Source organism: Kitasatospora sp. NPDC054939, assembly GCF_053610105.1.
Genome location: NZ_JBSGXP010000113.1, coordinates 15380 through 27918 on the forward strand (window position 1 = coordinate 15380; position 12539 = coordinate 27918).

Sequence of the window (12539 nt, forward strand, 5' to 3'; positions counted from 1 at the left end):
GGGGCCGCGGCCCCCGCTCCGGTACTATCGACCGTCGCCAAGGACGCCGGCAGCGGGGTTTGTGGGGCCCAAGTGTCGGGAAATCGACAAAGCGCCGAAGCAATTCCGTCGGCTTCGGGTCCGCCCCGCCGAATTCGGGCGGGGCAGGTGTACGCGGGTTGCGGGTGATGCGACGATGGGACACATGGGGGACGTTGCGCGGCTGCTGACAAGCCGTCCGATCCGGCGCGCCCCGTGGGAGTCCCCCCGGCCGAGGGCCGGGGAGGGGTCCTTCCGGCCGCCGGCCGGGGGAGGACGCCGCGGCACTCTGGGGGAGCGGGAGTCGGCATGAGGCTGATCGGCAAGAACGGACCCAGGCCCGCCGCGTCCACCGAGGCGGACACCGACGCCTGGGCGGAGAGCCCCGAGACCGTCCCGGACAGCCACCCCGGAGCCCTGCCGGCCCAGCGCACCACCGGCCTGGCCGAGCGCCGGCCGGTCGGCTACGGCCCGGACAGCCTGGTGCACGTCTCCGCCCGCCAGTTCACCGCCGCCATCGGCCCGTACGCGGCCGGGGCCGGTGCCGCCGGCGCCGAGCAGGGCGCGCCCGACCCCGGCGCACTGGACACCACCAGCTTCGAGAGCGCGCTGGCCGCCCGCGAGCAGGCCGCCCTGGAGGCCCGCAACCGGCAGGCCGCCGACGACGGCGACCCCGAGGCCGCCAGCCGGCTCGGCGCGCTGCTGCTGCGCCGCGGCGACCTGGAGGACGCCGAGCCGTACCTGCGCTGCGCGGCCGCCGCCGGGCTGCGCGCCGCCGCCAACAACCTCGGCGTGCTGCTGCACCAGCAGGGCCACCGGTCCGAGGCTGCCCAGTGGTGGCGCCAGGCCGCGGTGGCCGGCAGCGCCCCGGCCGCGCACGCGCTCGGGCTGCAGCTGCGCGACCAGGGCGAGGAGGAGGCCGCCGAGTACTGGCTGCACTTCGCCGCCGACCACGGCCACCCGCTCGGGGCGTACGCGCTGGGCGACCTGATGGAGCACCGGCGGGACGTCCGCGCCGAGCGCTGGTTCAAGGTGTCCGCGGACGCCGGGCACCGGGAGGCCGCCTACCGGCTGGCCCGGATGCGCGAGGCCGCGGGCGACAAGGAGACCGCCGAGACCTGGTACCGCACCGCCGCCGCGCGCAGCCACGCCCGCGCGGCGCTGCGGCTGGGCGTGCTGCTGGAGGAGCGCTCCCGCACCGATCAGGCGCTGCTTGACGAGGCAGCCCGCTGGTACCGGCAGTCCGCGCAGAACGGCGAGCCGCGGGCCGCCTGCGCGCTGGGCTTCCTGCTGCGCGACTCGGGCGACCCGACCTCCGCCGCCGAGTGGTGGCAGGAGGCCGCCGAGGCGGGCGACGGCAACGCCGCCAACGCGCTGGGCGCCCTGCACGCCTCCCGCGGGGAGGCGCCCGAGGCCGAGCGCTGGTACCGCTGCGCCCTGGACGCGGGCGACCAGAACGGCGCGTTCAACCTCGGCCTGCTCTGCGCCTCCACCGGCCGCGACCAGCAGGCCGAGCAGTGGTACCGCAAGGCCGCGTACGCCGGGCACCGGGAGGCGTGCAACGCGCTCGCCGTGGTGCTGCTGCAGCGCGGGGACGAGTCGGGCGCCGAGCCGTGGTTCTCCAAGGCCGCCGAGGCGGGCAGCGTGGACGGCGCCTTCAACCTGGGGGTGCTGCACGCCGGGCGCGGGGAGCAGCGGCAGGCGCAGGAGTGGTACGCGCGGGCCGCCGCGGAGGGACACGGCGAGGCGGCGCTGCAGCTGGCGGTGGCCCAGGAGCAGCGCGGCAACCAGGCGGGGGCGCTGGAGCGCTACCGGCAGGCGGCGGCGGGCCGCTCCGCGGAGGGCGCGTTCCGGCTGGCGTCGATGCTGGACCGGCGCGGGGACGCGGACGCCGAGGCCGAGCACTGGTACGCGCTGGCGGCGGACGCCGGACACCGCCGGGCGCAGGTGCGGATGGGCGTGCGGGCGGCGGAGCGGGGGGCGCTGGAGATCGCGGAGAGCTGGTACCGGCGGGCCGCCGAGGCGGGCAGCCGCAGCGCCGCGTTCAACCTGGGACTGCTGCTGGCCCGCCAGGACAGCGAGGCCGAGGCGATGCTCTGGTACACCAGGGCGGCGGACGCCGGGCACGGGCGGGCCGCGCTGCGGCTGGCGCTGCTGGCGCTGCGCCGGGGGGAGCCGGTGCAGGCGGAGAACTGGTGCCGGCGGGCGGCGGAGTACGGCCCGGCCGAGGTGGCCGAGCGCGCCGGGCGGCTGCTGGGCGCGCTGCACGCGGAGCTGAGCGCCTGACCGCGTCCGGGGTGAGGGCCTGACCGCGTCGGGGTGAGGGCCTGACCGTGCCGGGCTGAGCGCCTGACCGTGCCGGGCTGAGCGCCTGACCGCCGGGTGTTCGGGGGCGTGCGGGGGTCAGGCGTTCGTACAGTCCGGACAGAGCCCGCGGTAGGTGATCTCGGCGCCGGAGACCGTGAACCCGTAGCGCTGGGCGAGCGGGAGTGCGGCCAGCGGGTCGCCCTCGGGGTGGACGTCGCGGATCGCGCCGCAGCCGGAGCAGACCAGGTGCTGGTGGGCGTGGTGCGCGTTGGGGTCGTACCGCTTGGCGCGGCCGTCGGTGGCCACCTCCATGACCTCGCCGAGGCACACCATCTCGCCGAGGGTGTTGTAGACGGTCGCCCGGCTGATCTCGGGGAGCCGCTGCACGGCGCGGGCGTGCACCTCGTCGGCGGTGAGGTGGACGTGCTCGCCGTCGAGCACCTCGGCCACGACCCGGCGCTGAGAGGTCAGCCGCCAGCCGCGTTCGCGCAGTCGTTCCAGGAGGTCGCTCATGGTCTACAGGGTAGGTGAGACTCCGAGTTTTGCTCCAGTGTTGACTTAGACAAAGTCCAAGTTAGGATCGAGTCGTCGTCACGACCGGATAACGCGGAGGCACCCCTATGACTACCCAGGACGATCTGCGGCCCACCCTCACCACGGAGTCCGGCGCGCCCGTCGCCGACAACCAGAACACCGAGACGGCCGGCCCCGGCGGTCCGGCGCTCATCCAGGACCAGCAGCTCTTCGAGAAGCTCGCGCACTTCAACCGCGAGCGCATCCCGGAGCGCGTGGTGCACGCCCGCGGCGCCGCCGCCTACGGCACCTTCACGGTCACCGCGGACGTGACGGCCTGGACCCGGGCGGCCTTCCTCTCCGAGGTCGGCAAGCAGACCGAGACCTTCCTGCGGTTCTCCACCGTCGCCGGGAACCTCGGCTCGGCCGACGCGGTGCGCGACCCCCGCGGCTTCGCGCTGAAGTTCTACACCGAGGAGGGCAACTACGACCTCGTCGGCAACAACACCCCGGTGTTCTTCATCAAGGACGCCACCAAGTTCCCGGACTTCATCCACACCCAGAAGCGCGACCCGTACACCGGCTCGCAGGAGGCGGACAACGTCTGGGACTTCTGGGGCCTCTCGCCCGAGTCCACCCACCAGGTCACCTGGCTGTTCGGCGACCGCGGCATCCCGGCCAGCTACCGCCACCTCAACGGCTACGGCTCGCACACCTACCAGTGGCAGAACGAGGCCGGCGAGCACTTCTGGGTGAAGTACCACTTCAAGACCGACCAGGGGATCGAGAACCTCACCCAGGACGAGGCCAACCGGCTGGCCGGCGAGGACCCGGACAGCCACCAGCGCGACCTGCGCGAGTCCATCGAGCGCGGCGAGTTCCCGACCTGGACGGTGCAGGTCCAGATCATGCCGGCGGCGGACGCGGCGAACTACCGCTTCAACCCGTTCGACCTGACCAAGGTCTGGCCGCACGAGGACTACCCGCCGATCGAGATCGGCAAGCTGGAGCTCAACCGCAACCCCGACAACGTCTTCGCCGAGGTCGAGCAGTCGATCTTCTCCCCGGCGCACTTCGTGCCCGGCATCGGCCCGTCCCCGGACAAGATGCTGCAGGGCCGCCTGTTCGCATACGCGGACGCCCACCGCTACCGTGTCGGCATCAACGCCGACCACCTGCCGGTGAACCGCCCGCACGCCACCGAGGCGCTCAACAACAGCCGCGACGGCCACCTGTACGACGGCCGCCACGGCCGCCGGAAGAACTACGAGCCGAACAGCTTCGGCGGCCCGGTGCAGACCGGCCGCCCGCTCTGGTCGGCCACCCCGGTCACCGGATACACCGGCACCCACGAGGCGCCCTCGCACGCCGAGGACAACGACTTCGTGCAGGCGGGCAACCTCTACCGGCTGTTCTCCGAGGACGAGAAGCAGCGGCTGATCGCCAACCTGTCCGGCTTCATCGCCAAGGTCTCCGCCGACCGCGAGGACATCGTCGAGCGGGCGGTCGAGAACTTCCGCAAGGCCGACGCCGACTACGGGCAGCGCCTGGAGGCGGCGGTCCGGGAGCTGCGCAAGCAGCGGTAGCCCCGGCCCATCGAGCAGCGGGCCCCGGAGAGCTGAGGAGCGGTCTCCGGGGCCCGCACCCATGCGGACGCCCGCCCACCAGTCCCTCCGGTGGGCGGGCGTCCGTCCGTCGTTCAGACGCCGAGGCGGCGCAGGGCCTCGTCGTGGAGCAGGCCGTTGGAGGCGACCGCGTCGGCGCCGCCCGGGCCGGGGACGCCGTCCAGCCCGGTGAACCGGCCGCCGGCCTCCTCGACGATGACGCAGTTGGCCGCCATGTCCCACAGCGACAGCTCGGGCTCGGCGGCGATGTCGACCGCCCCCTCGGCGACCATCATGTACGACCAGAAGTCCCCGTACGCGCGGGTGCGCCAGCAGGCCCGGGTGAGGTCCAGGAACGGGTCGAGCCGGCCGCGCTCCTCCCAGCCGGAGAGCGAGGAGTACGAGAACGAGGCGTCCTCGATCCGGGAGACCCCCGAGACGTGGATCCGGTGCGCCTTGGTCAGGCTGCGGCCCGCGAAGGCGCCGAGGTCCTTGGCGGCCCACCAGCGGCGGTTGAGCGCGGGGGCCGAGACGATGCCGACCACCGGGCGCTCCACACCGTCCGGGCCGTCCTCCAGCAGGGCGATCAGGGTGGCCCAGACCGGCACCCCGCGGATGTAGTTCTTGGTCCCGTCGATCGGGTCGATCACCCAGCGGCGCGGGCCGCTGCCCTGCAGGCCGAACTCCTCGCCGAGCACCGCGTCGCGCGGCCGGGCGCGCTGCAGCACCCCGCGCACCAGCTCCTCGGCGGCCTTGTCGGCGTCGCTGACCGGGGTCAGGTCGGGCTTGGTCTCGACCTTCAGGTCGAGCGCGCGGAAGCGCTCCAGGGTGACCGAGTCGGCCGAGTCGGCGAGGACGTGGGCGAGTCGGAGATCGTCGTGGTAGTCGGCCATGCCGAAACCCTAGCGAGCCGCCCCCGACGGGGACAGTCGGGCTCGCGGAGCGGACAGCGGCAGTGCGCGGCGACCACGGACGGGGGCAGCGGGTGCGCGGCGGCCACGGGCGGGGGCAGCAGGCGCGCGGCGGCCGCGGACGGCGCGGGGCTCAGTGCGCGGTGCCGCTCAGCTGCAGGCCGATCACGCCGGCGACCACCAGGGTGATCGAGACCAGCTTGAGCACCGAGGTGGCCTCGTCGAGGAAGACCATGCCGTAGATCGCCGTCCCGGCCGCGCCGATGCCCGTCCAGACCGCGTAGGCGGGGCCGACCGGCAGGCTCTTCAGGGAGAGGGTGAGCAGGCCGAAGCTGCCCAGGGCGAAGACGCAGAAGCTGATGGTGGGCCAGAGCTTGGTGAAGCCGTCACTGAGCTTGAGGTTGATCGCGAAGCCGGTCTCCAGCAGGCCGGCCAGGATCACCAGGGCCCATGCCATCGCGTGCTCTCCCTGTCCGATCGGCGGGACGGGCCGCGACCGGCCCGACTTTCCTATGATCGCCGGGTGGGGGCACTCCGACACCTCAGGCGCCGGATTCGCGCCGAGCCGCCGCGACGGGCGGCCGGGCTCAGTCGCCCTCGCGGGTCTCCCTGCTGGCGAGCAGCCGGCGCAGCGAGTACAGCCGGGCGGGTTCCGCGTGGCCGTCGGCCACCCAGGCATCCAGCGCGCAGTCCGGCTCGTCGTGGCTGCAGGCGCGCGGGCAGTCGGCGGTGCCCGGCTCCAGGTCGGGGAAGGCGAGGATCACCCGGGACGGGTCGATGTGCGAGAGCCCGAAGGAGCGGAAGCCGGGGGTGTCGATCACCCAGCCGGTGTCCAGCGCCTTCTTCGAACCGGGTTTGACCCCCGGGGGCGGCGGCAGCCGCAGCGCCAGCGCCGACACGGTGGTGTGCCGGCCGCGGCCGGTCACGGCGTTGACGTGCCCGGTGATCCGCTGCCGCTCCGGCACCAGCGCGTTCACCAGGGTGGTCTTGCCGACCCCGGAGTGGCCGATGAACACCGTCGAGAACCCGCGCAGGTGCTCCCGGACCGCCTCGGCCCCGGTGGTCGCCAGCTCGTCCCGGCGGGTCACCACGTAGTTGATGCCCAGCGGCGCGTACGACTCCAGCAGCGGCTCGGCGGGCGCCAGGTCGGACTTGGTGAGGACGAGCAGCGGCTCCATGCCCGCGTCGTACGCGGCGACCAGGCAGCGGTCGATCAGCCGGGGCCGCGGCTCCGGGTCGGCCAGCGCGATGACGATGGCGAGCTGCTCGGCGTTGGCGACGACGATCCGCTCGTACGGGTCGTCGTCGTCCGCGGTGCGCCGCAGCACCGAGGTGCGCTCCTCGACCCGGACGATCCGGGCGAGGGTGTCGGCGTCCCCCGAGAGGTCGCCGACGAGGTTCACGACGTCCCCGACGACGACGCCCTTGCGGCCCAGCTCGCGGGCCTTCATGGCGAGGACCTGGCGCTCCTGCTTCGTCCCGCCGTCCACCAGGCAGGTGAGGCGGCCCCGGTCCACGGTGAGGACCATCGCCTCGGCGGCGTCCTCGTGCTTGGGCCGGATCCTGGTCCGCGGCCGGGAGCCCCGGCGGGCGGGGCGGTTGCGGATGTCGTCCTCGTCGGCGTCCTTGCCGTAGCGGCGCATGGTGCTCAGTCTCCCGCTCAGCCGCCCGCCACTGTCCCGGTGAGCAGCTCGTCCCACATCTTCGGGAAGTCCGGCAGGGTCTTGGCGGTGGTGGCCACGTTCTCCACCTGCACGCCCTCGACGGCCAGGCCGATCACGGCGGCGGCGGTGGCGAGGCGGTGGTCCTCGTAGGTGTGGAAGACGCCGCCGTGCAGCGGGCGGGGGCGGATCCGCAGGCCGTCCTCGGTCTCGGTGACGTCGCCGCCGAGGTCGTTGATCTCCTTGGCGAGCGCGGCGAGCCGGTCGGTCTCGTGCAGGCGCAGGTGCGCGATGCCGTACAGGTGGGACTCGGAGTCGGCGAGGGCGGCGACCGCGGCGATGACCGGGGTCAGCTCGCCGACGTCGTGCAGATCGGCCTCGATGCCGTGGATCCGGCCGGTGCCGGTGAACTCCAGGCCCTCGTCGGTGAAGCGGCAGGAGCCGCCCATCTGCGTGTAGATGTCGCGCAGCTGGTCGCCGGGCTGGGTGGTGTGCTTCGGCCAGTCGCGGACGGTCACCCGGCCGCCGGTGACCAGCGCGGCGGCGAAGAACGGCGCCGCGTTGGAGAGGTCCGGCTCGACGACCGTGTCGCGGCCGATCAGGGCGCCGGGGGTGACCCGCCAGACGTCCTTCTCGCCGCCGTCCTCGGGGGCGTCGACCTGGGCGCCGGCCAGGCGCAGCATCTCGACGGTCATCCGGATGTGCGGCAGCGACGGCACCGGGCCGCCGACGTGCCGGACCTCGACGCCGTTGTTGTAGCGCGCGCCGGAGAGCAGCAGGGCGGAGACGAACTGGGAGGAGGACGAGGCGTCCAGCTCGACCGGGCCGCCGTCCAGGCCGCCGGTGCCGTGCACGGTGAGCGGGAAGGAGCCGCGCCCGCCGTCGTCGATCCGGGCGCCGAGGGCGCGCAGCGCGTTGATCACGCCGTGCTGGGGGCGCTCGTAGCAGCGCGGGTCGCCGTCGAAGTGGACCGGGCCGTCGGCGAGGACGGCCAGCGGGGGCAGGAAGCGCATGACCGTGCCGGCGTTGCCCACGTCCACGGCGGCCGGGCCGCGCAGTGCGGGCGCGGGGATGACCCGCCAGGCCTCGCCGCCGCCGGTGCCGCCGCTGTCGTTGTTGACCTGCTCCTCGATGCCGACGCCGAGGGCGCGCAGGCCGTCGGCCATCAGCTGGGAGTCGCGGCTGCGCAGCGGCCGGCGCACCCAGCCCGGGCCGTCGGCGAGGGCCGCCAGCACCAGTGCCCGGTTGGTGACCGACTTGGAGCCGGGGATGGTGACGGTGGCGTCAACGGGGGTGGTCGCGACGGGGGCGGGCCACAGGGTCTCGGTCATGGAGGCCAGTCTAGGGGCCGTCCTCGAACTCCCGTCGTCACGGCCGGAGGGCGGGACGGGGCTCGGCGGCGGGGTTCCGGCGCGCGGATGCGCTACGGGGCGGAGAGCAGTTGGCTCGCGCCGACCGCCAGGCAGCAGAGGGCGGTGATCAGGAACAGCGCCACCCAGGCGAGGGCGGGCACCCCGGTGATCCGGGCGAGCTGGTCGGCGTCGGAGTCGGGGGCCCGGCCGGTGCGCCGCCCGTGCTGCAGCTCCAGGACCGGGCGGACCGCGCCGAGCAGCAGGAACCAGCTGCCGAGGCAGGCGAAGGCGGCCTGCAGGTCGGCGCTTCCGAACCAGGAGACCAGGAAGAAGAGACCGCCGGTCAGCAGGACGGAGAACAGGCCGAAGGCGTTGCGGACCCGCACCAGCAGGGCGAGCAGCAGGACGATCGCGAGCCAGAGGAACAGGGTGATCCGGCCCGCCCCGACCAGCGCGGCGCCGCCGACGCCGAGCAGCGCGGGCGCGGTGTAGCCGGCCGCGGCGGTGAGCACCATGCCGGGGCCGGTGGGGCGGCCGTAGGAGAGGGTGAGGCCGGAGGTGTCGGAGTGCAGCCGGATGCCGGCCAGCTTGCGGCCGGTGAGCCGGGCGGCCAGGCCGTGGCCGCCCTCGTGGGCGATGGTGATCGCGTTCCGGGCGACCCGCCAGAGCGGCCGGGCCAGTACGGCGATCAGTGCGACGGCGCCGGCGGCCAGGGTGAGCCAGCCGGGCGGGTCCGGCTGGGTGCCCAGGACGCGGTCCCACAGCTCGCCGACGGTCTGTCCGTCCATGTCGTCCTCCTCGATCGGCCTCGCAGCCTCCCACGGGGGGACGGCCGGACGACAGTGCCCGGTTCTCCCGTGGCAAGCTGACGGCATGTGTGGTCGCTTCGCCGCCGGCACCGGGCCCGAGTCGATCGTCGAGCTGTTCGGCGTCGAGCAGTGGGACCCGGACGAGACGCTGGCCCCGAACTGGAACGTGGCGCCGACGAACCGGGCGTTCGCGGTGCTCAGCCGGGCGCCCCGGGGCGGCGGGCCCGGCTCGGCGCCGGTGCGGCAGCTGCGGGTGCTGCGCTGGGGCCTGGTGCCGCAGTGGGCGAAGTCGCCGGAGACCGCGGTGAAGATGATCAACGCCCGGTCGGACACCGTGCACGAGAAGCCCGCCTACCGCCAGGCCTTCGCCGCCCGCCGCTGCCTCGTGCCGGTCGACGGCTACTACGAGTGGCAGACCGTCCCGGTGGAGCGCGGCAGGCCCCGCAAGCAGCCCTACTTCGTCTCCCGGGCGGACGGCGCCCCGCTCGCCCTGGCCGGGCTGTACGAGTTCTGGCGCAACCGCACGGTGCCATCCGACCACCCGGAGGGCTGGCTGGTGACCTTCACGATCGTCACCACCGAGCCCGAGGAGCTGCTGGTGCCGATCCACGAGCGGATGCCGCTCTTCGTCGACCCGGCCGGGTACGACGACTGGCTCGACCCGCGGCTCGACGACCCGGCGGAGCTGCGCCGGCTGCTGATACCCCCGGCGCCCGGCGCGCTGGTCGCCACCCCGGTCTCGCCCGCGGTGGGCAGCATCCGCAACAACGGGCCCGAGCTGACCCGGCCGTGGGCCGGGGAGCCGGCCGCCGCCGGCGGGGGCGCGGCGACGCTGTTCTGAGCCGTCGGGCCGCGGTCCCCGTCCCTGGCTCCTTGCTTCCGGCCCCTCGCTTCCGGGCCTCCGCACCCCCGGCCCCCCGCTTCCCTCCCGCACCCCTGGAGTACGCCGATGAGCACCCTGCCGGCCGTCAGCGCCGAGCTGGTCCCCACCCCCGCCGGGGACGCCCGGATCACCCACCACCGGGCCGCCGCCCCGCGGGCGGTGCTGGCCCTCGGCCACGGGGCCGGCGGCGGGATCGAGGCCCGCGACCTCCGGGCGCTGGCCGCCGCGCTGCCGCCGCGGGGCGTGTCGGTGGCCCTGGTCGAGCAGCCGTGGCGCGTGGCGGGCAAGCGGATCGGGCCGGCGCCGAAGACCCTGGACCTCGGCTGGACCCCGGTGGCCGAGCGGCTGGCCGCGGCCGGGCTGCCGCTGGTCGTCGGCGGGCGCAGCGCCGGGGCGCGGGTGGCCTGCCGGACCGGCGCGGCGACCGGGGCGGTGGGGGTGGTGGCGCTGGCGTTCCCGCTGCACCCGCCGGGCAAGCCCGAGCGGAGCCGGGCGGAGGAACTGCTGGAGTCGGGGCTGCCGACGCTGGTGGTGCAGAGCGCGCAGGACCCGTTCGGCGGGCCGGAGGCGTTCCCGGAGCTGCCGGAGGGGCACCGGATGGTGGCGCTGGAGTACGGGAGCCACGGGTTCGCGGTGCCGAAGCGGGCGCCGGTGGGGGAGGCGGAGGTGCTGGCGCTGATCACGGAGGCGGTGGGGGACTGGGTGCTGGGGCTGGTCCGGTAGGGCCCGCTCGGCCGCGCGGGTGAATCCCCGCGGGCGGCGGGAATGCGGACGGCGTCCGGTTGGTTGGCACACTCGTCAGCTTGAGTCCCGGTGAAAGGCAGCACAGATGGGTTCGATCGCGTGCCCCGAGCGGCCTGAGGAGCGCGCGGCGCAGGCCGCCTTCGTCCCCTCTTGGTCGGACTGGCTTGTCGCGGGCGAGAAGCCCGTGAGCCCTATATCCTCCATTTCGGGGCGGCCCGCCGTGGGCCGTGACCGCCATGCCGAGGAGGTGGGTCCGGTCGTCGGGACCGAGGACGAGGCCGTGCCGGGCAGCGGCCCGGGGGAGGGCCTGCCCGCGAACGAGGTGCTCACCGGCGAGGAGCTGGCCGAGGCGATCGGTGAGGACACCTTCCGGGTGTCCGCGGAGGAGAGCGAGGAGGCCCGGCGGGAGCGCTTCGAGCGCGACGCCCTGGGCTTCCTGGATCCCATGTACTCGGCGGCGCTGCGGATGACCCGCAACCCGGCCGATGCGGAGGACCTGCTCCAGGAGGCGTTCGCGAAGGCGTACGCGTCCTTCCACCAGTTCCGCGAGGGCACCAACCTCAAGGCCTGGCTGTACCGCATCCTCACCAACACGTTCATCAACTCGTACCGCAAGAAGCAGCGGGAGCCCCAGCGCACCGCCGCGGAGGAGATCGAGGACTGGCAGCTGGCCCGCGCCGAGTCGCACATGTCGACCGGTCTGCGCTCGGCCGAGACCCAGGCGCTCGAACACCTCCCCGACAGCGATGTGAAGGACGCCCTCCAGGCCATCCCGGAGGAGTTCCGCATCGCCGTCTACCTCGCGGACGTCGAGGGCTTTGCGTACAAGGAGATCGCGGACATCATGGGTACTCCCATCGGTACGGTGATGTCCCGGCTGCACCGTGGCCGCCGTCAGCTGCGCGGCATGCTGGAGGATTACGCCCGGGAGCGCGGGCTGGTTCCGGCCGGCAGCGGGGCAGGGCAGGAAGCGAAGGGCTCGGGCTGATGAGCTGCGGCGATCCGCACGACACCGAGTGTGGCGAGGTCCTCGACCACCTCTATGAATTCCTCGACAACGAGATGGCCGAGGGCGACTGCGCCAAGCTGCGCGTGCACTTCGACGAGTGCTCGCCGTGCCTGGAGAAGTACGGCCTGGAGCAAGCCATCAAGGCACTGATCAAGCGGTCCTGCGGGTGCGACGACACCCCGGCGGACCTGCGCGGCAAGGTGCTGGCGAGGATCGACTCGATCCGGGCCGGCCAGCGCTCGGGTGAGCCGCTGGTGGTCTCCGTCGACGCCACGGTCGAGGTGCACGCCGAGACGGTGCGCTCCTCCGACGCGGGGCGCGGCGAGCCGGGGCGCACCGAGTCCGTCCGCACCGAGTCGCTCGCCGTCGAGACGGTCTCCGTCGAGGCGGCGCCCGCCGAGGCCGTCGCCCAGGAGCGGTAGGGCGTGTCTGACAATTCCCGCCGGGCGCGCGACGCCTGGGCACGCACGCCCCCAGCCTGACGGCCGGGAGGTGCCCCCACCGCATGGACTCCATCCTCCGCCTTGCGATGCACGCACCCAGACCCCGCGCGCTGATCCGACGCGAATTGTCAGACACGCCCTAGCGCGGGTCCTCGACCCAGTAGGTCGTGGGGGGGGGGGGGCGGGGGGCCCGGGCCGCGGGGGGGGCGGGGCGGACGACAGCGGCGCCGGGGACCCGGAGACGAGCAGGGATGAGTTGGTTGGGGGGGGGCGCAAGCGCGAGGG

At 74.4% G+C, this 12539-nt stretch carries 12 protein-coding genes; 6 read left to right on the forward strand and 6 right to left on the reverse strand.

Annotated features, from left to right (window positions below; translation table 11 throughout):
- Nucleotides 1–327 precede the first annotated feature (327 nt).
- Nucleotides 328–2304, forward strand: a complete 1977-nt coding sequence (locus ACWGB8_RS27140) for a sel1 repeat family protein (RefSeq protein WP_452216227.1) — start codon at nucleotides 328–330, stop codon at nucleotides 2302–2304.
- Between the two features lie 117 nt (nucleotides 2305–2421).
- Here ACWGB8_RS27140 and ACWGB8_RS27145 read toward each other — a convergent pair whose 3' ends face one another.
- Nucleotides 2422–2838: a Fur family transcriptional regulator gene (locus tag ACWGB8_RS27145; protein ID WP_452216228.1), complete on the reverse strand. Its 417-nt coding sequence runs from the start codon at nucleotides 2836–2838 to the stop codon at nucleotides 2422–2424.
- A gap of 107 nt (nucleotides 2839–2945) precedes the next feature.
- Between ACWGB8_RS27145 and ACWGB8_RS27150 the strand changes: the two genes are divergently transcribed.
- Nucleotides 2946–4424, forward strand: a complete 1479-nt coding sequence (locus tag ACWGB8_RS27150) for a catalase (protein ID WP_452216229.1) — start codon at nucleotides 2946–2948, stop codon at nucleotides 4422–4424.
- 113 nt (nucleotides 4425–4537) lie between these two features.
- On the opposite strand, the gene hisN is transcribed toward ACWGB8_RS27150, so the two are convergent.
- From hisN to ACWGB8_RS27175, 5 genes are all read right to left on the reverse strand, one after another.
- Nucleotides 4538–5335 (reverse strand): histidinol-phosphatase, encoded by a 798-nt coding sequence (gene hisN, locus ACWGB8_RS27155; protein WP_452216230.1) that lies wholly within the window; start codon nucleotides 5333–5335, stop codon nucleotides 4538–4540.
- A gap of 151 nt (nucleotides 5336–5486) precedes the next feature.
- Entirely contained in the window at nucleotides 5487–5810 is a 324-nt protein-coding gene (locus ACWGB8_RS27160) for a DMT family transporter (RefSeq protein WP_452216231.1), read from the reverse strand.
- A gap of 130 nt (nucleotides 5811–5940) precedes the next feature.
- On the reverse strand, nucleotides 5941–6996 hold the full coding sequence (gene rsgA, locus ACWGB8_RS27165; protein WP_452216232.1) for a ribosome small subunit-dependent GTPase A: 1056 nt from the start codon (nucleotides 6994–6996) through the stop codon (nucleotides 5941–5943).
- A gap of 17 nt (nucleotides 6997–7013) precedes the next feature.
- Nucleotides 7014–8345: a 3-phosphoshikimate 1-carboxyvinyltransferase gene (gene aroA / locus ACWGB8_RS27170; RefSeq protein ID WP_452216233.1), complete on the reverse strand. Its 1332-nt coding sequence runs from the start codon at nucleotides 8343–8345 to the stop codon at nucleotides 7014–7016.
- A gap of 92 nt (nucleotides 8346–8437) precedes the next feature.
- Nucleotides 8438–9154 (reverse strand): M50 family metallopeptidase, encoded by a 717-nt coding sequence (locus tag ACWGB8_RS27175; RefSeq protein ID WP_452216234.1) that lies wholly within the window; start codon nucleotides 9152–9154, stop codon nucleotides 8438–8440.
- An 85-nt stretch (nucleotides 9155–9239) separates the two neighbouring features.
- Here ACWGB8_RS27175 and ACWGB8_RS27180 point away from each other — a divergent pair, with 85 nt between their 5' ends.
- From ACWGB8_RS27180 to rsrA, 4 genes are all read left to right on the forward strand, one after another.
- Nucleotides 9240–10016 (forward strand): SOS response-associated peptidase, encoded by a 777-nt coding sequence (locus ACWGB8_RS27180; RefSeq protein ID WP_452216235.1) that lies wholly within the window; start codon nucleotides 9240–9242, stop codon nucleotides 10014–10016.
- Between the two features lie 108 nt (nucleotides 10017–10124).
- Complete coding sequence (locus ACWGB8_RS27185; RefSeq protein ID WP_452216236.1) at nucleotides 10125–10781, forward strand: alpha/beta hydrolase family protein; 657 nt, start codon at nucleotides 10125–10127, stop codon at nucleotides 10779–10781.
- 361 nt (nucleotides 10782–11142) lie between these two features.
- Nucleotides 11143–11790: a sigma-70 family RNA polymerase sigma factor gene (locus ACWGB8_RS27190; protein WP_452216240.1), complete on the forward strand. Its 648-nt coding sequence runs from the start codon at nucleotides 11143–11145 to the stop codon at nucleotides 11788–11790.
- Nucleotides 11790–12233: a mycothiol system anti-sigma-R factor gene (gene rsrA / locus ACWGB8_RS27195; protein WP_452216237.1), complete on the forward strand. Its 444-nt coding sequence runs from the start codon at nucleotides 11790–11792 to the stop codon at nucleotides 12231–12233. Before ACWGB8_RS27190 ends, rsrA begins: the two co-directional genes overlap by 1 nt.
- The last annotated feature ends 306 nt before the right edge of the window (nucleotides 12234–12539 follow it).